Here is a 23,248-nt window from a genome sequence, read left to right on the forward strand (position 1 = left end):
ACTGGCCCTGTGCGACCCCGAGGATAAGTTTGAATATCGAGACACGTGAAATTACGCTAGAACCCGCAGACAATGCGCGTCTGCTAAGCCTGTGTGGCCCATTTGATGACAATATCAAGCAGCTTGAACGTCGGCTGGGGATCGAAATCAACCGTCGTGACTATCACTTCAAGCTGACGGGCCGCCCGATTCTGGTCAATGCTGCCGCAGATATTTTGCGTAACCTGTATGTCGATACCGCACCGATGCGTGGCGAAATTCAGGATATAACTCCTGAGCATATCCACCTCGCCATTAAAGAAATTCGCGTGCTGGAACAGTCTGCTGAAAGCGTTCCAGAGTACGGCAAAGCAGTGAACATCAAGACTAAACGCGGCGTCATCAAACCGCGTACACCGAACCAGGCGCAGTACATCGCCAATATTCTCGACCACGACATCACCTTTGGTGTCGGCCCTGCGGGTACAGGTAAAACTTACCTCGCGGTTGCGGCAGCCGTTGATGCACTGGAACGCCAGGATATCCGTCGCATTCTGCTGACCCGTCCGGCCGTTGAAGCGGGCGAAAAGCTCGGCTTCTTGCCTGGCGATTTAAGCCAGAAAGTTGACCCTTATCTGCGCCCGTTGTACGACGCCCTGTTTGAAATGCTCGGCTTTGAGCGTGTTGAGAAACTGATCGAGCGTAACGTCATCGAAGTGGCACCACTCGCCTATATGCGTGGCCGCACGTTAAACGATGCATTCATCATTCTGGATGAAAGCCAGAACACCACTATCGAACAGATGAAAATGTTCCTGACGCGCATTGGTTTTAACTCCAAAGCAGTGATTACAGGCGACGTCACCCAAATAGATTTACCAAAAAATCTGAAATCGGGCTTACGTCATGCAATCGACGTACTGGCCGAAGTCGATGAAATCAGCTTTAACTTCCTTAATAGTGAAGACGTGGTACGCCATCCGGTTGTGGCACGTATTGTGAATGCCTATGAAGCGTGGGAAAACGCGGAACAGGTTCGTAAAGATGAACTCGCAGCAGAGCGCAAGCGAGAAGCGATGGCAATCAATGCTGCCGCTCAGGAGAGTAAATGAGTCAGGTTATACTGGATTTACAGGTCGCGTGTGAAGACGCAAACGGCCTGCCTACGGAAGAACAATTTCAGGCATGGCTTGATGCGGTCATTCCACAATTTCAGGAAGAGTCAGAAGTCACGATTCGCCTGGTGGATGACGCAGAAAGCCACGATCTGAACCTCACTTATCGTGGGAAAGATAAATCCACCAATGTGCTCTCGTTCCCGTTTGAAGCGCCTCCGGGCATTGAACTGCCACTATTGGGCGACCTGATTATTTGCCGTCAGGTTGTGGAACAAGAAGCAAAAGAGCAGCAAAAACCGCTGGATGCGCATTGGGCACATATGGTCATCCACGGCAGTTTGCATCTGCTTGGTTATGACCATATTGAAGATGAAGAAGCCGAAGAGATGGAATCCCTGGAAACAGAGATAATGCTTGCTCTTGGGTATGCTGATCCGTACATTGCCGAGAAAGAATAGTCGCTACGGTAAATGATTACCGTAACGCATCAGGTGCAGGCAGCGAGCCATTAACTGCCTGCTATCTATTAATTAACCGAGGGGCCACAAACCTAACGCCATGAGCGACGACAATTCCCAAAACAGTGACACACCTGCCAGTAAGAAGGGATTCTTTTCCCTGATTCTCAACCAGCTATTCCACGGTGAACCTAAAAACCGTGACGATCTGCTGACACTTATCCGTGATTCTGAGCAAAATGATCTGATCGATCAAGATACCCGCGACATGCTTGAAGGCGTGATGGATATCGCCGACCAACGCGTCCGCGACATCATGATCCCTCGCTCGCAAATGGTAACGCTCAAACACAACCAGACGCTGGACGAATGCCTCGATGTGATCATCGAATCCGCACACTCCCGCTTCCCGGTGATCAGTGAAGACAAAGATCATATCGAAGGGATTCTGATGGCTAAAGATTTGCTGCCGTTTATGCGCAGCGATACTGAGCCATTTAGCATGGAAAAAGTGTTACGTCAGGCAGTTGTTGTGCCGGAAAGTAAGCGTGTTGACCGCATGCTCAAAGAGTTTCGTCAGCAGCGCTACCACATGGCGATAGTGATTGATGAGTTTGGCGGCGTCTCCGGGCTTGTCACCATTGAAGATATTCTCGAACTGATTGTTGGGGAAATTGAAGATGAGTACGACGACGAAGAAGACGGTGATTTCCGCCAGCTAAGCCGTCACACCTGGACGGTTCGCGCTCTGGCCTCAATCGAAGATTTTAACGACACCTTTGCCACCCATTTCAACGATGACGAAGTTGATACCATTGGTGGATTGGTGATGCAGGCCTTTGGCCACTTACCTGCCCGTGGCGAAACCATCGAAATCGATGGTTATCAGTTCAAAGTCGCGATGGCAGATAGCCGCCGTGTTATTCAGGTTCATGTCAGAATTCCGGACGACTCGCCACAACCGAAACTGGAAGATTAATTCAAAGATGGCTATAGCCCTACTCCTTCAACGCCAGCGCGTGCGTCTGCTGCTGGCGCTGCTTTTTGGTGCCTGCGGAACGCTGGCTTTCTCCCCTTACGATTTTTGGCCTGCCGCGATTGTTTCTCTGGCTGGGCTTCAGGGGCTGACACTTAATCGACGTGCTATTCAAAGTGCATGGATTGGTTTCTTCTGGGGGCTGGGGCTATTTGGCTCAGGCATTAACTGGGTGTATGTCAGCATCGCGCAATTTGGCGGGATGCCCGGCCCGGTTAACGTCTTCCTGGTGGTACTGCTGGCGGCTTATTTATCTTTATATACCGGCTTATTTGGTGGATTCCTCAGCAAACTTTGCCCGAAAACGACGTGGTGGCGCGTAGCGATTGCTGCTCCGATGCTATGGCAACTCACCGAGTTCCTGCGCGGCTGGGTATTAACCGGCTTCCCGTGGCTACAATTTGGTTACAGCCAGATTGATGGCCCGCTGAAAGGTATCGCGCCGATTCTCGGCGTGGAAAGTGTAACGTTCCTGCTGATGATTATCAGTGGCCTGTTGGTGTTTGCGCTACATGAACGCAATTGGCGCCCGGCGGTGGTTGCTGCGGCGTTGCTGTTACTGCCGTGGCCGTTACGTTCGATTCAGTGGTATCAGCCGCAACCTGAGCGCACCGTTGATGTGGCGATGGTCCAGGGAGACATCCCGCAATCCCTGAAATGGGATGAAAACCAGCTGCTCAATACGCTAAAAATCTATCTCGATAAAACTCAGCCGCAGATGGGTAAATCCCAGCTGATTATCTGGCCTGAATCGGCAATCCCCGATCTGGAGATTAACCAGCAGCAATTCCTGACGATGATGGACGATTTGCTGCGGTCGAAGCACAGCTCGTTGATCACCGGTATTGTTGATGCACGTTTGAATAAACAGAATCGCTACGACACATACAACACCATCATCACATTGGGTGAAGGCAACCAGTACAGCTATAACAGCCCCGATCGTTACAACAAAAACCATCTGGTGCCGTTCGGTGAGTTTGTGCCGCTGGAATCCATCCTGCGTCCGCTGGCTCCGTTCTTTGATTTGCCAATGTCATCATTCAGTCGCGGGCCCTATTTACAGCCGCAGTTGGAGTCCAATGGTATTAAGTTGACACCTGCGATTTGCTACGAAATTATCCTGGGAGAGCAGGTGCGCGATAACTTCCGCCCTGATACAGATTTCCTGCTGACTATTTCGAATGATGCATGGTTCGGCAAATCTATTGGCCCATGGCAGCATTTCCAGATGGCGCGTATGCGTTCACTGGAGTTGGGTCGTCCGCTTCTACGCAGCACGAACAATGGTATTACCGCCGTGATTAATGCTAACGGTGATATCGACGCAATGATCCCGCAGTTTACTCGCGAAGTTCTGGAAGCGAAGGTCACGCCAACGCGGGGTATTACGCCTTATGCACGCTTTGGCGACTGGCCACTGTGGGGCGCAACACTCATCTTTGGCTTCGCCTCTGTTCTGTTGGCACTGCGCACACGCCGCAAATCCTGATTCTGCAATACCTAAAAATGGCCAGCTCATGCTGGCCATTTTCATTTCTGGCACAACCTTTGCAAAATATTACTCACTAGAAAGACACAAAATGCTGAATCACTACCCTGTGAGCAGCATGAAGCATTGAGTTGCACCAAACGATGACAAACCCAGCACCAAAGTAGTGCAACGGAAGATTTTTGCCTCTAAACGGTGCGGCATGCTTCGCAAAAATAAACATCTGGATAGCAAAATCTTTACATTAAGCTAGGTTAAGTGTTAACAAAAAGACAAAGAATTAAGCTTATTCAATAACACACAACAACAAAAATATACCTGGCAGCATTCAGCCCTTGCGGCTCGAAGGATGACAGGTAAAACACTCACAACGGGTATCAATGCCTCATGGCATTAAGATAAAGGAGTTGGTAATGCAATTACGTAAACTAGCCTCAGCTTTGCTGGTAATGGGTTTAGGCGCTGGAATAGCACACGCCGAAGATGCTAAACCTGCTGCTCAACAAAGTACTCTTGATAAGATCGCCGCAAACGGCGTCATTGTGGTCGGTCACCGTGAGTCTTCTGTTCCTTTCTCTTACTACGATAACCAACAAAAAGTCGTCGGCTATTCACAGGATTACTCCAACGCTATCGTTGAAGCCGTGAAGAAAAAGCTCAACAAGCCTGACCTGCACGTTAAGTTGATCCCGATTACTTCACAAAACCGTATTCCATTGCTGCAAAACGGCACTTTCGATTTTGAGTGCGGTTCTACCACCAACAACCTGGAACGCCAGAAACAAGCATCGTTCTCCGACACTATCTTCGTCGTCGGTACGCGTCTGCTGGTTAAGAAAGGTGGCCCGATTAAGGACTTCGCTGACCTGAAAGGCAAAGCAGTTGTTGTGACTTCTGGTACCACTTCTGAAGTTCTGCTCAACAAGCTGAACGAAGAGAAGAAAATGGACATGCGTATTATCAGCGCCAAAGACCACGGCGACTCGTTCCGTACCCTTGAAAGCGGTCGTGCCGTTGCCTTTATGATGGATGACGCCCTGCTGGCGGGTGAACGTGCTAAAGCGAAGAAACAGGATAACTGGGAAATTCTTGGCACTCCGCAATCCCGCGAAGCCTACGGCTGTATGCTGCGTAAAGACGACCCAGAGTTTAAGAAGCTGATGGATGACACCATCGCTCAGGCACAGACATCTGGTGAAGCGGCGAAATGGTTTGATAAGTGGTTTATGAATCCAATTCCACCGAAAAACATCAATATGAACTTCGCTCTGTCTGACGACATGAAAGCCCTGTTCAAAGAACCAAACGATAAAGCACTGAACTAATCAGAACCAGGGGCCGGGATGACCCAGCCCTCTCGATTGACGAACTGAAGCTCGGACAGACTATGCGTCGGATGGCCGTTCCCCATCCGGCGTGAAAGCACCCCAATAAATCTCAGGCATAGATCTGAAATCAGGGTGCAAGCTTCTCATCAATCTTCGAGGGTAGCGCAGCTCGCTACCCTCAATTTTTTCTCGGAGTATTTTATGTCTATAGACTGGAACTGGGGAATATTTCTACAGCCCGCCCCGTTCGGCAACACCACCTATTTGGGCTGGATTTGGAATGGCTTCCAGGTCACCGTCGCCCTATCCATCTGTGCATGGATAATCGCTTTTCTCGTCGGCTCTCTGTTCGGCATTTTACGCACCGTTCCAAATAAATGGCTGTCGAGCCTTGGCACGCTGTATGTCGAGTTATTCCGTAACGTACCGCTTATCGTGCAGTTCTTTACCTGGTACTTAGTGGTGCCGGAATTACTGCCCGAAAATCTCGGCATGTGGTTTAAATCTGAGCTTGACCCGAATGTACAATTCTTCTTGTCATCGATGATTTGCCTTGGTCTGTTTACCGCAGCTCGTGTATGTGAGCAAGTTCGTGCCGCCATTCAGTCTCTGCCTCGCGGGCAAAAAAATGCCGCATTGGCGATGGGTTTAACGCTCCCACAAGCTTACCGCTATGTGCTGCTACCAAACGCCTATCGCGTAATTGTGCCGCCAATGACATCTGAAATGATGAACCTGGTGAAAAACTCAGCTATTGCATCAACCATCGGCCTGGTCGATATGGCGGCGCAGGCGGGTAAATTGCTGGATTACTCCGCGCATGCTTACGAATCCTTTACCGCAATCACCCTCGCGTATGTCCTGATTAACGCTGTGATTATGCTGGTGATGTATGTCGTTGAACGTAAAATTCGCCTGCCTGGCAATATGGGAGGCAAATAATGTACGAGTTTGACTGGAGTTCTATTCTCCCCGCAATGCCTTACCTGATGCAGGGGTTGATCATCACCCTGAAAATCACCGTTACGGCGATTATCTTCGGTATCGTTTGGGGTACGCTGCTGGCTGTGATGCGCCTGTCGCCGATTAAGCCCATAGCCTGGTTTGCCAGCGCCTACGTCAACGTTTTCCGCTCTATCCCGCTGGTGATGGTGCTGTTGTGGTTCTACCTGGTTGTGCCAGGTATTCTGCAAAAAGTGCTAGGGCTTTCCCCTCAAACCGACATTCGTTTAATTTCCGCAATGGTGGCGTTCTCGATGTTTGAAGCTGCCTACTATTCCGAGATTATCCGTGCCGGTATCCAGAGTATCTCCCGTGGGCAGTCCAATGCCGCTCTTGCGCTGGGGATGACGCACTGGCAGTCAATGAAACTGATTATCCTGCCACAGGCGTTCCGCGCCATGGTGCCATTGCTGTTAACGCAGGGCATCGTCTTGTTCCAGGATACGTCACTGGTATATGTATTAAGTCTGGCTGACTTCTTCCGTACCGCTTCCACCATTGGTGAGCGCGACGGAACCCAGGTCGAAATGATCCTGTTTGCCGGTGTAGTGTATTTCGCAATCAGCCTGAGTGCTTCGCTGTTGGTCAGCTACTTGAAGAAAAGGACAGTGTAATGATTTCCCTGAAAAATGTTTCTAAATGGTATGGTCACTTTCAGGTGCTAACCGACTGCTCAACAGAAGTGAAAAAAGGTGAAGTAGTTGTTGTTTGTGGGCCATCTGGCTCCGGTAAATCAACGCTAATCAAAACGGTGAATGGCCTGGAGCCGGTGCAAAAAGGCGAAATTGTTGTTAACGGCACGCAAGTGAACAACAAAAAAACTAACCTTGCGGAATTGCGCTCGCATGTAGGAATGGTGTTCCAACACTTTGAGCTTTTCCCACATCTGTCGATTATCGAAAACCTGACCCTGGCTCAAGTAAAAGTGCTGAAACGCAACAAAGAAGAGTCGCGTAAAAAGGGGCTGAAACTGCTCGAGCGCGTTGGGTTGACCGCACATGCGGATAAATTCCCGGCACAGCTTTCTGGCGGCCAGCAGCAACGTGTAGCGATTGCCCGTGCGCTATGTATGGACCCTGTGGCAATGCTGTTTGATGAACCGACTTCAGCCCTTGACCCTGAGATGATCAACGAAGTGCTGGACGTGATGGTTGAGCTGGCAAACGAAGGGATGACCATGATGGTGGTCACACACGAGATGGGCTTTGCTCGTAAAGTGGCGAACCGCGTGATCTTTATGGATGAAGGGAAGATTGTCGAAGACTCGAATAAAGAGGATTTCTTCAACAACCCGCAGTCCGAACGTGCAAAAGACTTCCTGGCGAAAATCCTGCACTGATTCGGTATTAAGTCGCGCAATCCCCCTCCAGAGCGGTGGTTGCGCGGCAAAATTACTTCATAGTCTCGTTCATTAACACTGTGACTTTATTCATCACAGGACCTGCGTCCTTCAAGCCTTTACTCTCTTGCTCCTTCACCCACTTGCTTTGCACATCCTGGTAATGGGTCGCCGTTTCCCAATGTTTAACTTCATCAGGTTTCAACTCGCGAATATTTACACCGTTATCACGCAACTCACTCACCATGCCATCGAAACTGCTGTCCATCACCGAGCCTAAAGTCTGATACGCTTTTTGGGCGGCGCGTTGAATTGCTTGCTTGTCTTGATCGGCAAGTTTGTTCCAGGTGTCTTTATTCATCACCAACGGATAAACATGGCCCAACCACAGATCTTTGGAGATCAAAACATTAGGGGCTGTTTTATGCACGTTGAGCTCAAAACCGCTGTCGACGTTAACCATTAATCCGTCCAGAGTTCCTGCTTTCAGCGCGTCATAAATTCCCTCGCCCCATGGCATAGAAACGGGAATGGCACCGCTGTTTTTCAGGAAGTCCTGATGCCAGAAACTGGCTGAACGCCACTTGGTTCCTTTGATATCACCTAATGCGCTCAGGGGTTTGGTACTGAGAAAAGCCACGGGATAGCCGGTCGCGAGGAAAATGTTAACCACATTTTGCTTTGCTAACTCAGTCTGGAATTCAGGGATAGTGGCGTAAGCCTTGCGGAAAAACTCAACCTGTTTATCACCCGTTGGCCCGACAGGGAAACTTTTGAAGACCTGCTGCAGGGGAAATTCCTTCGCCGTGTATTCAGGCACCACGATTGCCATATCAGCAACCTTCCCTTCTTTAACGACACCCAAAGCATCATAGCTACGAGCCAGTTCACTGTTCCAGTGATCGTCAACCTTCAGGCGGCCGTGCGATTCCTTCTCAATTTCGGCAAAGAAAACATTCTTGATAAAGCTGGTGCGCATCCCGCCCAGTGGTTCATGGTCGGAATATTTCAGAATTTGAACTGCCGATACCGTGGTGGGCATCAGCATCATGGTGAGGAAGACGGCCAGAATTTTTCTGGCCAGGGGTTTTCGTTGCATTGCGGTTCCTTCGCGTTGTGAAAATTAAGGTTCAAATGGGCGACGGCTAAACTGGTTATGCCCGCATTTCGGGCAAACGGGCAGCACATCAGGGGTATAAATCGCCAGGTGGAAATGGCAATTCTCACAAACCAAATTGCCAAGACCGACCACTTCACCGCTATGATAAACGCCGTGATGGTTGAGATCCTGGAAAACTTCGCGCCACTCGAGCTGCGTTTTGTCTGTGATATCAGCCAGTTCCTGCCAAAGACTCTCTTTAATCACGCGCATGAATACGCTGTCGGTAAATTCATCCTGGCTTTCGTTATAGCTGCGAGCAAACTCTTCTAAATCACGACGGACTGCGCGTGTCACTTCATCTACTTCGGTACGAGTCAGCTCCCCGGTTTCGTTCATGCGTTTACGCGCGCTGTCGACCAGTTCGTCAATATCGCGCTCTCCATTGCGTAACCGTTCGGTGAGTGAGGCCACCAGTTCACGGTAAAATTGAGCAACCTTGTTCATCGCCTACCTGCCTCCTTGAAGAGTTTCATGCGTTCAGTGTCATGTAACTGACTATAATAGTAGACCTTAATCGGGCATCTCTTTGTTAGATTGACCACAAGCAAGGTAAATATCTGCAAATGAGAAATGGTGATCACGGCCCTTGAAAGGCTGTTTTGCCGCACTCTTATCGGCTATGCTATGCGGATCAAATCACACGTTAGGATTGAAACCTAACCTGTAGCTGTTTTTCATCACAGGACCATTGGCTGCCATGCAAGAGCAATATCGCCCGGAAGAGATAGAATCCAACGTACAGCTTCACTGGCAAGAGAAGCGTACTTTTGAAGTAACCGAAGACGAAGGCAAAGAGAAGTATTACTGCCTCTCGATGCTACCCTATCCTTCTGGCCGACTACACATGGGCCACGTTCGTAACTACACCATCGGTGACGTTATCGCACGTTACCAGCGTATGCTTGGCAAAAACGTACTGCAGCCAATCGGCTGGGATGCGTTCGGCCTGCCAGCAGAAGGTGCAGCGGTAAAAAACAACACCGCTCCAGCACCGTGGACTTACGACAACATCAACTATATGAAGAACCAGCTCAAAACGCTGGGCTTTGGTTATGACTGGAGCCGCGAGCTGGCGACCTGTACCCCAGAATACTACCGTTGGGAACAGCAGTTCTTTACTCAGCTGTACAACAAAGGCCTGGTTTACAAAAAAACCTCCGCGGTTAACTGGTGCCCGAATGACCAGACCGTTCTGGCAAACGAACAGGTTATCGACGGTTGCTGCTGGCGTTGTGACTCCAAAGTTGAGCGCAAAGAGATCCCTCAGTGGTTTATCAAAATCACCGCTTACGCTGACGAACTGTTAAACGATCTGGATACGCTGGACCATTGGCCTGAACAGGTCAAAACCATGCAGCGTAACTGGATTGGCCGCTCCGAAGGCGTTGAAATTACTTTCGACGTTGAAAACAGCGCTGAGAAGCTGACCGTTTACACCACGCGCCCGGACACCTTTATGGGTGTGACCTATCTGGCCGTTGCCGCAGGTCACCCAATCGCACAGCAAGCCGCACTGAACAACCCAGCGCTGGCTGAGTTCGTTGAAGAGTGCCGTAACACCAAAGTTGCTGAAGCTGAAATGGCAACCATGGAGAAGAAAGGCGTTGCTACTGGCATTAACGCTATTCACCCACTGACTGGCGAATCTGTTCCAGTTTGGGTGGCAAACTTCGTCCTGATGGAATACGGCACAGGCGCGGTAATGGCCGTTCCTGGTCACGACCAGCGCGACTGGGAGTTTGCGACTAAATATGGTCTGCAAATCAAACCGGTTATTCTGAATGCTGACGGCAGCGAGCCTGACTTGTCTGCATCTGCAATGACCGAAAAAGGCGTGCTGTTTAATTCAGGTGAATTCGACGGTCTGGACTTCCAGAACGGCTTTAACGCTATTGCCGACAAACTGGCTGCCAAAGGTGTTGGCGAACGCAAAGTTAACTATCGTCTGCGCGACTGGGGTGTTTCCCGTCAGCGTTACTGGGGCGCGCCAATTCCAATGGTGACTCTGGAAGACGGCACTGTTATGCCAACGCCTGCCGATCAACTGCCGGTTATCCTGCCTGAAGATGTCGTGATGGATGGTATCACCAGCCCAATTAAAGCCGATCCTGAGTGGGCAAAAACCACTATTGATGGCAAACCTGCGCTGCGTGAAACCGATACTTTCGATACATTCATGGAATCATCCTGGTACTACGCGCGTTACACCTGCCCGCAGTACGACAAAGGCATGCTGGATTCCAAAGCGGCAAACTACTGGCTGCCGGTTGATATCTACATTGGTGGCATCGAACACGCCATCATGCACCTGCTCTACTTCCGCTTCTTCCACAAACTGATGCGCGACGCTGGCATGGTGACCTCTAACGAGCCTGCCAAACAACTGCTGTGTCAGGGTATGGTGCTGGCTGATGCGTTCTATTACACCGGTGTTAACGGTGAGCGTAACTGGGTTTCCCCGGTTGATGCGATTGTAGAACGTGACGAGAAAGGCCGTATTATCAAAGCCTCTGACGCACAGGGCAATGAACTGGTCTATGCTGGCATGAGTAAAATGTCGAAGTCGAAAAACAACGGCATCGACCCGCAAGTGATGGTTGAACGCTACGGCGCAGATACTGTTCGCCTGTTTATGATGTTTGCATCTCCTGCGGATATGACGCTGGAATGGCAGGAATCTGGCGTTGAAGGGGCTAACCGCTTCCTGAAACGTGTCTGGAGACTGGCTTACGAGCACACCAGCCGTGGCGCAGCACCAGCATTAGACGTTGCTGCATTAAGTGAAGATCAAAAAGCATTGCGCCGTGATGTTCATAAAACCATCGCGAAAGTGACCGATGATATTGGTCGTCGTCAGACCTTTAACACCGCAATCGCTGCCATCATGGAATTGATGAACAAACTGGCGAAAGCACCACAGGACGGCGATCAAGACCGCGCACTGCTGAATGAAGCGCTGATTGCTGTAGTTCGTATGCTTTATCCTTTCACCCCGCATGTTTGCTTCGATATGTGGCAGTCTCTGGGTGGTGAAGGCGATATCGACAACGCACCATGGCCGCAGGCTGATGAAAAAGCGATGGTCGAAGACTCGCTGCTGGTGGTTGTGCAGGTGAACGGTAAAGTTCGCGGCAAAATCACTGTTCCAGCGGATGCAACGCAAGAACAAGTGCAGGAACGCGCAGGTCAGGAACATCTGGTTGCGAAATATCTTGAGGGTGTGACCGTACGTAAAGTGATTTACGTTCCGGGCAAACTGCTCAATTTGGTTGTGGGCTAAGCGCAGGAGGAACCGTGCGACATCCCTTTATCAGCTTGTTAGTTACTTTGGCGGTGCTTGTCACTGCCGGGTGCGGTTTTCACCTGCGTGGCAGCACGCAGGTTCCAGATCAAATGAAAACCTTGATCTTCAACTCTGGCGATCCGAACGGCCCACTAGCGCGCGAAGTACGCTCTCAGTTGCGCCTTAACGGCGTTACGATAGTCAGCGATACCGGAACGGGTGTTCGCAAGGATATTCCGTCGCTGCGCTTACTAGGCAGCTCGCTCGGAAAAGATACTGCATCTGTCTTCCAGGATGGTCGCACAGCGGAGTATCAAATGGTTATGACAGTTTCAGCGCAGGTGCTGATTCCGGGTCATGACATTTATCCGATTAACGCCAGAGTATATAAGTCATTCTTTGATAACCCACTCGCTGCACTGCAAAAAGATGCCGAGCAAGATTTATTGATCAAAGAGATGTACACCACGGCAGCTCAACAGCTTATTCGTAAGCTGATGACCGTGCATGTTGCTGATGTTGCTGAAACCGAAGCAGCTGAGACGCCTGTTACAGGCGCAACCTCAACCTCTACGCCAGCAACGCCAGCAACGCCAGCAGGCCGTACGTCGACCACGCTTTCGGCCACATCTGGTAGCCAATGATAAGGTTGTACCCTGAACAACTTCGCGCGCAGCTCAATGAAGGGCTGCGCGCGGCGTATCTGCTACTCGGGAACGATCCGCTATTACTCCAGGAAAGCCAGGATGCCATTCGCCAGATGGCTGGCACCCAGGGTTTCGAAGAACACCATACCGTTCAGATTGATGTCAGTACCGACTGGCAAGATCTGTTCTCGATTTGCCAGGCTTTAAGCCTGTTCGCCAGTCGCCAGACACTTCTGTTGCTACTACCAGAAAATGGCCCAAACGCTGCGATCAATGCCCAACTAGAAACTCTGGTGTCCCTGCTGCATGACGACATTCTTCTGCTGGTGCGTGGGAACAAATTCACCAAAGCTCAAGAGAATGCAGCGTGGCTAAGTAAACTGGCCGAACGCTGCGTTATTGTGACCTGTCAAACCCCGGAACAGGCTCAATTACCGCGCTGGGTAGCCCAACGCGCTAAACAGATGAATCTCACACTCGATGATGCGGCCAACCAACTGCTTTGTTATTGCTATGAAGGAAATCTGCTGGCACTGTCGCAAGCGCTTGAACGTCTTTCGCTGATTTGGCCTGATGGTACGTTGACCTTGCCTCGGGTTGAGCAAGCGGTAAACGATGCAGCTCACTTCACACCATTCCATTGGGTGGATGCGATTCTGGCAGGGAAAAGTAAGCGCGCATTGCATATTCTGCAACAGCTCCGGTTGGAAGCCAGTGAACCAGTGATTTTGCTGCGTACAATCCAACGTGAACTGCTACAACTGGTTAATATCAAACGTCAATCGGCTAACACCCCACTACGCACGTTATTTGATCAACAACGCGTATGGCAAAATCGTCGCGCGCTGGTGACTGAAGCACTTAATCGCTTATCTGCCGAACAGCTTTATCAGGCGGTGCGTTTGCTTAGCCAAATCGAAATGACGCTGAAAAAAGATTACGGCCAGTCGGTCTGGGCCGAGCTGGAAGGGCTTTCTCTGTTGCTGTGCCATAAAGCACTGCCGGAAATTTTCATCGATGGCTAAGAGTGCGCCGAGGTTAACTGCTCTGTATGGCGGGACGTTTGATCCCATCCATTATGGGCATTTAAAACCGGTCGAAGCACTGGCAAAACAGGTGGCGCTGCAACAAGTCACTATCATGCCGAATAACGTCCCTCCACATCGTGCGCAGCCGCTGGCTAACAGTGAGCAGCGCAAAACCATGGTCGAACTTGCCATTGCTGGGAACCCGCTGTTTAAGCTCGATGACCGTGAACTCCAGCGCGAAACACCGTCGTACACCGTTGAAACTCTCGAACAGCTACGCTCGGAGATTGGAGCTGAACAACCGTTGGCGTTTATTGTGGGACAGGACTCGTTGCTTAGCCTGCAACGCTGGCATCGTTGGGAAACACTGCTGACGTTATGCCACCTGCTGGTTTGCCAACGTCCCGGATATTCTCTGTCGATGAACACACCAGAAGAACAGCAATGGCTTGAAGCGCATCAAACCACTGCAGTTGAACAGCTCCATAACCAGCCTGCCGGTAAGATTTACCTCGCGCAAACACCAATGTATGACATTTCGGCAACGGCTATCCGCCAACGATTAGAACAGCATCAGCCCTGTGATGATCTGCTCCCCCCAGCAGTAGCTGAGTTTATTCGCCGGCACCATTTATATTGCTAAGAATGCGCTGCATGGCAGCCAGCAGTTTGTCGTTGTCGACTGGGCTTTTAATCGCCACGCGGTAATAGCGCGAATCTAGTCCCGGATAATTTGCACAGTGACGAATTAAAATACTCTCTTCCAGCAACCGTCGTTGCAGATCTAAACCTTCAATTTCACAACGTAGAAAAATATAGTTCGCCCGTGGAGCCCACACTTTAATTCCCGACAGTTCGCCAAGACCTTTAAACAAGCGAGGTTGCTCGGTGCCTAGCCAACGATAACTCGCCTCAATATAAGCACTATCATTGAGAATCACCTCTCCTGCTAATGCCGCAAACGCATTAATGGTCCAGGGTTCTCTTTGTGTTCGAATACGTCCAACCACGTCTGTATTGGCACTCACCATATAGCCAAGTCGTAGTCCGGCAATAGCAAAAAATTTGGTGAGTGAGCGCAGAATATAAAGTCGGGAGAACTTTGCTAAGTGCGGAATCAGGCCTGGCTCATCGGGTAAAAAATCGAGGAAGGCTTCATCAATGATTAAATCGATGTGGTTTTCCTGGCAACGCTGCGTAATAGCCAACAGTAAAGATTTATCAGGCATCAAACCGGTTGGGTTATTCGGTGTGCATAAAAACAAGCAATCCAAATCGGGGGTTAATGCTTGTAATAATGATTCATCAGGTTGCCAGCTTTGTTCTTCACTAAGATGGAAATCAATTATTTCGCAATTAATTTGCGTTAGCGCACGACGATACTCGGCAAAACCTGGCGTCAATAACAGCGCCTTACGTGGCAAGAGTTGCTGCACGAGATTAAAAATCAGCTCCGTTTCGCCATTGCCTGCCAATACCCAATCCTGGGGGACTTGATGATGTTCTGCCAAAGCCTGGTGCAGCGAGCGATATTCAACATCAGGGTAACGTTCAGCAATAGCCAGGTTTTCGGTAATGGCGCGCTTCAATGAATCGGGCATACCTAATGGGTTAATATTGGCACTAAAATCGATAAGTGAATTTGCATCCACACCCATAACAACTGCAGCTTCAATGATATTGCCACCGTGCTGACTACTGAACGCCATATATCCCCCCAATAAAACAGACTTCGAGCTTGAGGCGCAATGATACACTTATGCCAGGGCCAGCCAATGTTTGTACGAGGATGAGATGAAATTATGGTTAGTGCGCCATGGGCAAACCCAGGCAAATTTAGACGGTCTTTACAGTGGTATTTCTGAAACTCCACTGACTGCAGAAGGCATCAACCAGGCCGAAGCGGTAGGCGATATGCTAAGTCATGTTACTTTTGAGAAAGTACTTTGCAGTGAGTTGGGCCGGGCACAACACACCACTCAATTGATTCTCCAGCAACGTAAAATTCCCGTAGTGACCGAACCACGCCTTAATGAGATGAATTTTGGTGACTGGGAGATGCGCCACCACCGTGATTTACAGCGTTTGGATAGCGAAAACTACGCCGCATGGTGCAATGACTGGCAAAACGTTATTCCCCACAATGGTGAAGGCTTCCAGCTTTTTTCCCGCCGTGTAAGCGAGTTCTCCGCATCGTTATCCGCGTTGCCAAAAGATGAAAATGTTCTGATTGTAAGCCATCAGGGAGTACTGAGTCTGCTTATCGCCACCCTGCTCAACATGCCACCCGCGTCATTGTGGCACTTTGTAATTGAACAAGGGGCATGGAGTTCAATTGAGATTCGAGAGGGGTTTACCACGCTCAGAACTCTCAATAACCGTGCTATTTGTCCACCGGTGCAATAAGTTGCCAGCGTCTCTGGTATCGTCAACCATTGACACTACACCTCAGACTGTTATGCTCCGCTGCCATAATTTCCTGCCCGCAAGCATGACTTTCCAAAATAGTTTTACAAAAATGGCGATGCAAACCAGGCCACTCGGTGGGATGATACCCCGCTTTGAGCGCCGCATTGCCGAATTGTCAGTAAAGCTGCCCCATTATGGGTATCATGCGGGCTAAATCGAACACACTCTACTTTTCCCAGGGGGAACACTTGCAGGGTAAAGAATTTCAAGATTTCATCGTTGATAAAATCGACGACCTCAAAGGCCAGGACATCATTGCTCTGGATGTTCAGGGTAAATCAAGCATCACTGATTGCATGATTATCTGTACCGGCACCTCTAACCGTCACGTTATGTCCATCGCTGAACACGTCGTAGAATCATCTCGCAAAGCCGGTTTTGAAGCTTTGGGCGTGAAAGGCGTGAATGCGACTGACTGGGTGGTTGTTGACCTTGGCGAAATTATCGTCCATGTGATGCAAGAAGAAAGCCGCCAGCTATACGAATTGGAAAAGCTCTGGGGTTAATGAGTGAAGCTCCAATTAGTAGCAGTTGGCACCAAAATGCCTGACTGGGTGCAAACCGGCTTTACCGAGTACCTGCGTCGTTTTCCCAAGGATATGCCATTCGAACTGGTAGAAATTCCTGCGGGAAAACGCAGCAAAAATGCTGATATCAAACGCATTCTCGAAAAAGAAGGTGAAATGATGTTGGCAGCGGCCGGCAAGGGCAACCGAATTGTCACGCTGGATATCCCGGGGCAACCTTGGGATACACCACACCTTGCCGTGCAGCTTGAACGCTGGAAACAGGATGGTAGAGATGTAAGCTTGCTGATTGGCGGCCCAGAAGGACTCGCTCCAGCATGCAAAGCTGCTGCAGAGCAAAGCTGGTCACTGTCCACTTTGACAATGCCACATCCTTTAGTCCGGGTGCTGGTAGCGGAAAGCCTCTATCGTGCGTGGAGCATTACGACCAACCATCCTTATCACCGTGAGTAGATATCGTCAGGTAGAACAAAGCTGCGGATGAAATTACAGAATTCTTTTCGTGACTATACAGCTGAGTCTGCGCTTTTTGTGCGCCGGGCGCTGGTCGCGTTTCTTGGTATTTTGGTACTAAGCGGAGTGCTTGTTGCCAACCTTTATAATTTACAAATCGTCCGTTTCACCGACTACCAAACTCGCTCGAATGAAAACCGCATAAAGCTGGTCCCTATTCCGCCTAGCCGCGGCATTATCTACGATCGCAACGGCACACCACTCGCACTTAACCGCACCATTTACCAAGTGGAAATGATGCCGGAAAAAGTTGATGACGTGCAGGCAACACTTGAAGCGTTACGTTCAGTCGTGGACTTAACTGACGAGGATATTGCCAACTTTAAGAAAGAGCGAGCACGCTCTCACCGCTTCACCTCTATTCCGGTCAAAACCAACCTCACCGAAGTGCAGGTTGCACGTTTTGCCGTGAACCAGTACCGTTTCCCGGGTGTTGAGGTTAAGGGCTATAAACGCCGCTTCTACCCGTATGGCTCAGCACTAACACATGTCATTGGCTACGTTTCCAAAATTAACGATAAAGACGTTGAACGCCTTGATAAAGACGGCAAGCTGGCAAACTACGCCTCAACGCATGATATCGGTAAGCTCGGTATTGAACGTTATTACGAAGATGTCTTACATGGTCAGACCGGTTATGAGGAAGTTGAAGTAAACAACCGTGGCCGTGTGATTCGCCAGCTCAAGGAAGTACCACCGCAAGCCGGGCACGATATCTATCTGACTATCGACCTTAAGCTACAGAATTATATTGAAACCTTATTAGCAGGAAGCCGCGCAGCAGTTGTGGTCACCGACCCACGTACCGGCGGCATTCTGGCGCTTGTTTCGATGCCAAGTTACAACCCGAACTTGTTCGTTGACGGCATCTCAAGCAAAGACTATTCCGGTTTGCTCAATGACCCGAACACACCGCTTATTAACCGTGCAACGCAAGGGGTTTACCCTCCGGCTTCCACGGTGAAACCGTATATGGCGGTATCCGCGTTAAGTGCCGGGGTGATCACCCGCAATACTTCCCTCTTTGACCCAGGCTGGTGGCAGTTGCCTGGTTCTGAAAAGCGCTATCGTGACTGGAAAAAGTGGGGCCACGGCCGCCTGAACGTCACCAAAGCGCTTGAAGAATCCGCTGATACCTATTTCTATCAGGTCGCTTACGACATGGGCATCGACCGTATGGGCGAGTGGATGCGTAAGTTTGGCTACGGGCACTATACCGGTATCGATCTCTCTGAAGAGAGGTCCGGTAACATGCCAACGCGTGAATGGAAACTGAAACGCTTTAAAAAGCCGTGGTATCAGGGTGACACTATTCCGGTCGGTATCGGCCAGGGCTACTGGACCGCGACACCGATTCAGATGAGTAAAGCAATGATGATCCTGATTAACGATGGCATCGTTCGCGTTCCTCATTTCCTGATGAGTACTGTTGAGAATGGTAAGCAAGTTCCGTGGCAGCAGCCGGTACAGCCTCCTGTAGGTGATATCCACTCTGGTTTTTGGGAAATTGCTAAAGACGGTATGTATGGCGTAGCCAACCGCCCTAACGGTACAGCCCATAAATATTTTGCCAATGCACCATATAAAATTGCGGCAAAATCAGGGACGGCACAGGTCTTTGGCCTGAAAGCTAATGAAACTTATAACGCTCATAAAATTGCTGAACGCTTACGCGATCATAAATTGATGACTGCGTTCGCCCCTTACGATAATCCGCAGGTTTCCGTCACCATGATTCTGGAAAACGGCGGCGCAGGCCCCGCTGTAGGCACCATCATGCGCCAGATTCTCGACCACATTATGCTCGGGGATAACAATACGGTACTGCCTACTGAAGTACCCGCACCACCGGGGGCTGAGGACCAATGACCATGACTGATAATCCAAATAAAAAGTCGTTCTGGGATAAAATCCACATCGACCCGCTCTTCCTTGTGACCATTCTGGCGCTGCTTATCTTTAGTGCGCTGGTAATCTGGAGCGCCAGTGGCCAGGACATGGACATGATGGAGCGTAAAATTGGCCAGATCCTGATGGGACTGGTTGTGATGATCGTGATGGCGCAAATCCCGCCTCGCGTGTACGAAGGTTGGGCTCCTTATCTGTATATTGTCTGCATAATATTATTAGTGGCGGTGGATGCGTTTGGAGCGATATCCAAAGGTGCACAACGCTGGCTTGACCTCGGCATTGTGCGTTTCCAGCCGTCAGAGATCGCAAAAATTGCCGTGCCGCTGATGGTGGCGCGCTTTATTAACCGCGATGTCTGCCCACCAACACTGAAGAATACCGGCATCGCGCTGATACTCATTTTCATGCCGACACTGCTGGTTGCCGCTCAGCCCGACCTGGGAACGTCTATCCTCATTGCCGCATCAGGACTGTTCGTACTGTTCTTATCCGGTATGAGCTGGAAACTTATCGGTGTTGCCGTGCTATTGGTTGCCGCCTTTATTCCGATTCTGTGGTTCTTCCTGATGCACGATTACCAACGTGCACGCGTAATGATGCTGCTTGATCCGGAAAGTGACCCTCTCGGTGCGGGCTATCATATTATTCAGTCTAAAATTGCTATTGGTTCTGGCGGATTACGTGGCAAAGGTTGGTTACACGGAACACAGTCGCAACTTGAATTCTTACCCGAACGCCACACTGACTTTATCTTTGCAGTTCTTGCCGAAGAGCTAGGCTTGGTGGGTGTTCTGGTATTACTGGCTCTCTACCTATTGCTTATTATGCGCGGCCTTATCATTGCCGCTCGTGCTCAGACCACATTTGGTCGAGTAATGGCTGGTGGGCTAATGTTGATTTTATTCGTATATGTGTTTGTTAACATTGGTATGGTTAGTGGTATCTTACCGGTGGTCGGCGTACCTTTGCCGCTGGTGAGCTACGGGGGCTCGGCCCTTATCGTTCTGATGGCCGGGTTTGGTATCGTGATGTCGATACATACCCACAGAAAAATGTTATCAAAAAGCGTGTAAGTGGATGAGGTGCGTAATGGTTAAGCGTTGGCTTGGGATCTGTGTCGTTGCTGCAATACTGGCTGGCTGCTCGTCTGATGATAGTGATCAACAACAGGTAAACCAGCAACCGCAACCGGCGGTGTGTAATGGCCCGACGGTTGAGATAAGCGGCGCGGAACCGCGCTTTGAACCGTTGAGTCCTTCAGCTAATCAGGATTACGAAAATAACGGTAAACGCTACAAAATCGTGCAAAATCCGGCAAACTTTAGCCAGGCAGGTTTTGCCGCTATTTATGATGCGGAACCAGGTAGCAACCTGACAGCATCGGGTGAGCCATTTGATGCGACTGCACTGACTGCTGCCCATCCAACACTTCCTATTCCAAGCTATGCGCGTATCACAAACCTCGCAAATGGGCGCATGATTGTCGTGCGTATTAACGATCGTGGTCCATATGGCAATGATCGCGTCATTTCATTATCACGCGCCGCAGCCGACCGTTTGAACAACTCGAACAACACCAAAGTACGCATCGACCCAATTATTGTTGCCCAGGATGGTTCCATGTCCGGACCTGGGACTGTGTGTACAACTGTTGCCAAACAGACCTACATCCTTCCCGCTCGTCCTGATTTAAGTGGTGGAATGGGCAGTGCTTCTTCAGGAATGCCAACGGAAGCTCCGCAAGGTGAGGTACGCGCTATTAGTAACTCCTCGCTAAAAAGTGAAGACACTACCGGAGCCCCGGTCAATAGCAGTGGTTTCTTAGGTGCTGCAACGCCACTGGCCCCCGGTGTGATTGAAAATGACCAGCCTGCTGTTGCAGCTGCTCCTGCAGTAGCAGCAGCACCTGTACAACAAAATGCACCGGTTACTGCGCCAGGCTCAGTTCAGGGTAGCGTACAGACAGCAGCTCCAGTTGCCACAGCTTCCGGGCGTTATGTCGTTCAGGTCGGAGCAGTCAGCGATCAGAATCGTGCGACTCAGTGGCAACAAAAACTTAGCCAGCAATTTGGTGTGCCGGGCAAGGTTTCCACTAATGGTGCTATGTTCCGTGTACAGCTTGGGCCATTTGGCAGTCGGAACGAAGCGGCCGCTCTGCAACAACGTTTAATGAGTGAAGCCCAGCAGCAATCTTTCATCACTAACGCACCCGCTATGTAAGTGGTTGTGTCTGGCATCCGTCGTGCGTCAATTAATGTAAATTCCATTAACAAATGATGCGCAAAGACGGATGCCAGCAAAAATCGCTTTTGCTATAGTAAGGCACTTTTTTTATTCCCATCATGGATGTCGTTGTTCTAATCATGAATACAGCCCCTTCTTTTCGTTTTGTTAAACGCCTGGCGCTCACTACGGCCCTCACTCTTTCGGGGATGGCTGTCGCACACGCTGACGACCTGAACATTAAAACCATGATCCCAGGCGTCCCGCAGATTGATGCGGAAGCGTACATCCTGATCGATTACAACTCCGGTAAAGTACTGGCTGAGTCTAATGCTGATACTCGTCGTGATCCTGCAAGTTTGACCAAAATGATGACCAGCTACGTCATCGGTCAAGCGATGAAAGCCGGTAAATTTAACGAAAGCTCGATTGTGACTGTTGGACAGGATGCATGGGCGACCGGCAACCCGGTATTTAAAGGTTCATCATTGATGTTCCTGAAACCAGGCATGCAGGTGCCGGTATCACAGCTGATTCGCGGTATTAACCTGCAATCAGGTAACGATGCATGTGTTGCAATGGCCGATTTCGTGGCCGGTAGCCAGGATGCATTTGTTGGTCTGATGAATAGCTATGTTTCCGCATTGGGTCTGAAGAACACCCATTTCGGGACCGTACATGGTCTCGATGCCGAAGGCCAATTCAGCTCAGCGCGTGATATGGCGTTGATTGGCCAGGCGCTGATTCGCGATGTGCCGAACGAATACGCTATTTACAAAGAGAAAGAGTTCACCTTCAACAATATCCGCCAGACAAACCGTAACGGCTTGCTGTGGGATACCAGTCTGCAAGTTGATGGCATCAAAACAGGTCATACCGATGCTGCAGGTTACAACCTGGTAGCCTCTGCAACTGAAGGCCAGATGCGCCTGATTTCAGCAGTACTTGGTGGACGTACGTACAAAGGCCGTGAAACCGAAAGCAAAAAACTGCTGACCTGGGGCTTCCGTTTCTTTGAAACTGTCTCGCCACTGAAAGCCGGTAAAGAGTTTGCTTCTGAGCCAGCCTGGTTTGGTGATAACGATCGTGCATCGCTCGGGGTTGATAAAGACGTTTATCTGACAATCCCTCGTGGTCGCATGAAAGATCTGAAAGCGAGCTATGTACTTAACACCACTGAACTGCACGCACCACTGCAGAAAAACCAGGTTGTTGGTACCATCAATTTCCAACTCGATGGGAAAACTATCGAGCAACGCCCACTGGTTGTCCTTCAGGAAATGCCAGAAGGTAATTTCTTCAGTCGTATCATTGATTACATCAAACTGACATTCCATCATTGGTTTGGTTAATAATTGAACACTTGAAAGAATAGAAGTCGTCCCCATATACTATGAATCAAAGCAGCTCCCGCCCCTCCAGGCGGGAGTTATCATTTTTAATGCCGTAACGCTGGAGCTACCATGAAAACCAATCTGAAAGAATTGCTCGAATTCCCGACTCCCTTTACTTACAAAGTGATGGGTTTGGCGAAACCCGAGCTGGTTGATTTGGTCATTGAGGTGGTGCAGCGCCACGCACCTGGTGACTACACCCCGCAGGTTAAACCGAGCAGCAAAGGTAATTATCATTCTGTGTCGGTTACCATTAAAGCAACTCACATTGAGCAAGTTGAGACCCTGTACGAAGAACTCGGCAAAATCGAAATCGTTCGTATGGTGCTGTAATTCATA

At 49.9% G+C, this 23,248-nt stretch carries 23 protein-coding genes; 20 read left to right on the forward strand and 3 right to left on the reverse strand.

Going from position 1 to position 23,248, the window contains the following annotated elements; genetic code table 11:
- The first annotated feature begins 29 nt into the window (after positions 1 to 29).
- The 8 genes from LVQ76_RS01130 to LVQ76_RS01165 all read left to right on the forward strand — a co-directional run bounded on the left by LVQ76_RS01130 (position 30) and on the right by LVQ76_RS01165 (position 7,752).
- The gene (locus LVQ76_RS01130) at positions 30 to 1,091 is read left to right on the forward strand and encodes a PhoH family protein (protein ID WP_151992878.1); all 1,062 of its coding nucleotides are present in this window, start codon (positions 30 to 32) and stop codon (positions 1,089 to 1,091) included.
- The gene (ybeY, locus tag LVQ76_RS01135) at positions 1,088 to 1,555 is read left to right on the forward strand and encodes an rRNA maturation RNase YbeY (RefSeq protein WP_034456694.1); all 468 of its coding nucleotides are present in this window, start codon (positions 1,088 to 1,090) and stop codon (positions 1,553 to 1,555) included. The genes LVQ76_RS01130 and ybeY overlap by 4 nt, the downstream gene beginning before the upstream one ends.
- Before the next feature lie 100 nt (positions 1,556 to 1,655).
- Positions 1,656 to 2,534: a CNNM family magnesium/cobalt transport protein CorC gene (corC, locus tag LVQ76_RS01140; protein ID WP_034494022.1), complete on the forward strand. Its 879-nt coding sequence runs from the start codon at positions 1,656 to 1,658 to the stop codon at positions 2,532 to 2,534.
- 7 nt (positions 2,535 to 2,541) lie between these two features.
- Entirely contained in the window at positions 2,542 to 4,083 is a 1,542-nt protein-coding gene (lnt, locus tag LVQ76_RS01145; protein ID WP_232864270.1) for an apolipoprotein N-acyltransferase, read from the forward strand.
- 413 nt (positions 4,084 to 4,496) lie between these two features.
- Positions 4,497 to 5,408, forward strand: a complete 912-nt coding sequence (locus tag LVQ76_RS01150) for an amino acid ABC transporter substrate-binding protein (protein WP_151992880.1) — start codon at positions 4,497 to 4,499, stop codon at positions 5,406 to 5,408.
- A 204-nt stretch (positions 5,409 to 5,612) separates the two neighbouring features.
- Entirely contained in the window at positions 5,613 to 6,353 is a 741-nt protein-coding gene (locus LVQ76_RS01155; protein WP_034456698.1) for an amino acid ABC transporter permease, read from the forward strand.
- Entirely contained in the window at positions 6,353 to 7,027 is a 675-nt protein-coding gene (gene gltK / locus LVQ76_RS01160) for a glutamate/aspartate ABC transporter permease GltK (RefSeq protein WP_151992881.1), read from the forward strand. Before LVQ76_RS01155 ends, gltK begins: the two co-directional genes overlap by 1 nt.
- Positions 7,027 to 7,752, forward strand: coding sequence for an amino acid ABC transporter ATP-binding protein (locus LVQ76_RS01165; RefSeq protein ID WP_232864269.1), 726 nt, complete (start codon positions 7,027 to 7,029; stop codon positions 7,750 to 7,752). The genes gltK and LVQ76_RS01165 overlap by 1 nt, the downstream gene beginning before the upstream one ends.
- Before the next feature lie 52 nt (positions 7,753 to 7,804).
- Here the strand turns inward: LVQ76_RS01165 and dctP are convergent, their stop codons facing one another.
- Positions 7,805 to 8,851 carry a TRAP transporter substrate-binding protein DctP gene (gene dctP / locus LVQ76_RS01170; RefSeq protein ID WP_232920782.1) on the reverse strand — a complete coding sequence of 349 codons (1,047 nt, stop codon included), beginning with the start codon at positions 8,849 to 8,851 and terminating at the stop codon, positions 7,805 to 7,807.
- A 24-nt stretch (positions 8,852 to 8,875) separates the two neighbouring features.
- The gene (locus LVQ76_RS01175; protein ID WP_064517046.1) at positions 8,876 to 9,358 is read right to left on the reverse strand and encodes a zinc ribbon-containing protein; all 483 of its coding nucleotides are present in this window, start codon (positions 9,356 to 9,358) and stop codon (positions 8,876 to 8,878) included.
- A gap of 253 nt (positions 9,359 to 9,611) precedes the next feature.
- Here LVQ76_RS01175 and leuS point away from each other — a divergent pair, with 253 nt between their 5' ends.
- Genes leuS through nadD form a run of 4 tightly spaced genes read left to right on the forward strand, consistent with a single transcriptional unit; the run spans position 9,612 to position 14,515 of the window.
- Positions 9,612 to 12,194 (forward strand): leucine--tRNA ligase, encoded by a 2,583-nt coding sequence (leuS, locus tag LVQ76_RS01180; protein WP_232864267.1) that lies wholly within the window; start codon positions 9,612 to 9,614, stop codon positions 12,192 to 12,194.
- 14 nt (positions 12,195 to 12,208) lie between these two features.
- Entirely contained in the window at positions 12,209 to 12,841 is a 633-nt protein-coding gene (lptE, locus tag LVQ76_RS01185; protein ID WP_232904054.1) for an LPS assembly lipoprotein LptE, read from the forward strand.
- Positions 12,838 to 13,869, forward strand: a complete 1,032-nt coding sequence (gene holA, locus LVQ76_RS01190; protein ID WP_232920783.1) for a DNA polymerase III subunit delta — start codon at positions 12,838 to 12,840, stop codon at positions 13,867 to 13,869. Before lptE ends, holA begins: the two co-directional genes overlap by 4 nt.
- Positions 13,862 to 14,515 carry a nicotinate-nucleotide adenylyltransferase gene (gene nadD, locus LVQ76_RS01195; RefSeq protein ID WP_232904056.1) on the forward strand — a complete coding sequence of 218 codons (654 nt, stop codon included), beginning with the start codon at positions 13,862 to 13,864 and terminating at the stop codon, positions 14,513 to 14,515. Before holA ends, nadD begins: the two co-directional genes overlap by 8 nt.
- Here the strand turns inward: nadD and cobD are convergent.
- On the reverse strand, positions 14,487 to 15,581 hold the full coding sequence (gene cobD, locus LVQ76_RS01200; protein ID WP_232920784.1) for a threonine-phosphate decarboxylase CobD: 1,095 nt from the start codon (positions 15,579 to 15,581) through the stop codon (positions 14,487 to 14,489). The genes nadD and cobD overlap by 29 nt on opposite strands.
- Before the next feature lie 85 nt (positions 15,582 to 15,666).
- Here cobD and LVQ76_RS01205 point away from each other — a divergent pair, with 85 nt between their 5' ends.
- The 8 genes from LVQ76_RS01205 (at position 15,667) to ybeD (ending at position 23,242) form a co-directional block, all read left to right on the forward strand.
- Positions 15,667 to 16,278, forward strand: coding sequence for an adenosylcobalamin/alpha-ribazole phosphatase (locus tag LVQ76_RS01205; protein WP_232904058.1), 612 nt, complete (start codon positions 15,667 to 15,669; stop codon positions 16,276 to 16,278).
- 251 nt (positions 16,279 to 16,529) lie between these two features.
- Positions 16,530 to 16,847 carry a ribosome silencing factor gene (rsfS, locus tag LVQ76_RS01210; RefSeq protein WP_064517029.1) on the forward strand — a complete coding sequence of 106 codons (318 nt, stop codon included), beginning with the start codon at positions 16,530 to 16,532 and terminating at the stop codon, positions 16,845 to 16,847.
- Between the two features lie 3 nt (positions 16,848 to 16,850).
- Complete coding sequence (gene rlmH / locus LVQ76_RS01215; protein WP_151992891.1) at positions 16,851 to 17,321, forward strand: 23S rRNA (pseudouridine(1915)-N(3))-methyltransferase RlmH; 471 nt, start codon at positions 16,851 to 16,853, stop codon at positions 17,319 to 17,321.
- A gap of 27 nt (positions 17,322 to 17,348) precedes the next feature.
- Positions 17,349 to 19,250 carry a peptidoglycan DD-transpeptidase MrdA gene (gene mrdA / locus LVQ76_RS01220; protein WP_232864261.1) on the forward strand — a complete coding sequence of 634 codons (1,902 nt, stop codon included), beginning with the start codon at positions 17,349 to 17,351 and terminating at the stop codon, positions 19,248 to 19,250.
- Between the two features lie 2 nt (positions 19,251 to 19,252).
- Positions 19,253 to 20,365: a peptidoglycan glycosyltransferase MrdB gene (gene mrdB / locus LVQ76_RS01225; RefSeq protein ID WP_064553411.1), complete on the forward strand. Its 1,113-nt coding sequence runs from the start codon at positions 19,253 to 19,255 to the stop codon at positions 20,363 to 20,365.
- A 16-nt stretch (positions 20,366 to 20,381) separates the two neighbouring features.
- Positions 20,382 to 21,512 (forward strand): endolytic peptidoglycan transglycosylase RlpA, encoded by a 1,131-nt coding sequence (gene rlpA / locus LVQ76_RS01230; RefSeq protein ID WP_232904059.1) that lies wholly within the window; start codon positions 20,382 to 20,384, stop codon positions 21,510 to 21,512.
- Positions 21,513 to 21,655: 143 nt separating this feature from the next.
- Positions 21,656 to 22,867 carry a D-alanyl-D-alanine carboxypeptidase DacA gene (gene dacA / locus LVQ76_RS01235; RefSeq protein WP_034457229.1) on the forward strand — a complete coding sequence of 404 codons (1,212 nt, stop codon included), beginning with the start codon at positions 21,656 to 21,658 and terminating at the stop codon, positions 22,865 to 22,867.
- Positions 22,868 to 22,978: 111 nt separating this feature from the next.
- Positions 22,979 to 23,242, forward strand: coding sequence for a DUF493 family protein YbeD (gene ybeD / locus LVQ76_RS01240; RefSeq protein ID WP_034456720.1), 264 nt, complete (start codon positions 22,979 to 22,981; stop codon positions 23,240 to 23,242).
- The last annotated feature ends 6 nt before the right edge of the window (positions 23,243 to 23,248 follow it).

The sequence above is a fragment of the Buttiauxella cochleicola genome, assembly GCF_021283185.1.
Taxonomy (GTDB): domain Bacteria; phylum Pseudomonadota; class Gammaproteobacteria; order Enterobacterales; family Enterobacteriaceae; genus Buttiauxella; species Buttiauxella massiliensis.

Excerpts from the sequence above, each read along its gene's own strand:
- lnt (WP_232864270.1), top strand. The coding sequence starts at position 2,542 with ATGGCTATAGCCCTACTCCTTCAACGCCAGCGCGTGCGTCTGCTGCTG.
- nadD (WP_232904056.1), top strand. The coding sequence starts at position 13,862 with ATGGCTAAGAGTGCGCCGAGGTTAACTGCTCTGTATGGCGGGACGTTT.
- LVQ76_RS01155 (WP_034456698.1), top strand. The coding sequence starts at position 5,613 with ATGTCTATAGACTGGAACTGGGGAATATTTCTACAGCCCGCCCCGTTC.
- cobD (WP_232920784.1), bottom strand. The coding sequence starts at position 15,581 with ATGGCGTTCAGTAGTCAGCACGGTGGCAATATCATTGAAGCTGCAGTT.
- ybeD (WP_034456720.1), top strand. The coding sequence starts at position 22,979 with ATGAAAACCAATCTGAAAGAATTGCTCGAATTCCCGACTCCCTTTACT.
- LVQ76_RS01150 (WP_151992880.1), top strand. The coding sequence starts at position 4,497 with ATGCAATTACGTAAACTAGCCTCAGCTTTGCTGGTAATGGGTTTAGGC.
- dacA (WP_034457229.1), top strand. The coding sequence starts at position 21,656 with ATGAATACAGCCCCTTCTTTTCGTTTTGTTAAACGCCTGGCGCTCACT.
- mrdA (WP_232864261.1), top strand. The coding sequence starts at position 17,349 with ATGAAATTACAGAATTCTTTTCGTGACTATACAGCTGAGTCTGCGCTT.
- LVQ76_RS01205 (WP_232904058.1), top strand. The coding sequence starts at position 15,667 with ATGAAATTATGGTTAGTGCGCCATGGGCAAACCCAGGCAAATTTAGAC.
- gltK (WP_151992881.1), top strand. The coding sequence starts at position 6,353 with ATGTACGAGTTTGACTGGAGTTCTATTCTCCCCGCAATGCCTTACCTG.
- corC (WP_034494022.1), top strand. The coding sequence starts at position 1,656 with ATGAGCGACGACAATTCCCAAAACAGTGACACACCTGCCAGTAAGAAG.
- LVQ76_RS01175 (WP_064517046.1), bottom strand. The coding sequence starts at position 9,358 with ATGAACAAGGTTGCTCAATTTTACCGTGAACTGGTGGCCTCACTCACC.
- LVQ76_RS01165 (WP_232864269.1), top strand. The coding sequence starts at position 7,027 with ATGATTTCCCTGAAAAATGTTTCTAAATGGTATGGTCACTTTCAGGTG.
- leuS (WP_232864267.1), top strand. The coding sequence starts at position 9,612 with ATGCAAGAGCAATATCGCCCGGAAGAGATAGAATCCAACGTACAGCTT.
- dctP (WP_232920782.1), bottom strand. The coding sequence starts at position 8,851 with ATGCAACGAAAACCCCTGGCCAGAAAAATTCTGGCCGTCTTCCTCACC.
- rlpA (WP_232904059.1), top strand. The coding sequence starts at position 20,382 with ATGGTTAAGCGTTGGCTTGGGATCTGTGTCGTTGCTGCAATACTGGCT.
- mrdB (WP_064553411.1), top strand. The coding sequence starts at position 19,253 with ATGACTGATAATCCAAATAAAAAGTCGTTCTGGGATAAAATCCACATC.
- holA (WP_232920783.1), top strand. The coding sequence starts at position 12,838 with ATGATAAGGTTGTACCCTGAACAACTTCGCGCGCAGCTCAATGAAGGG.
- ybeY (WP_034456694.1), top strand. The coding sequence starts at position 1,088 with ATGAGTCAGGTTATACTGGATTTACAGGTCGCGTGTGAAGACGCAAAC.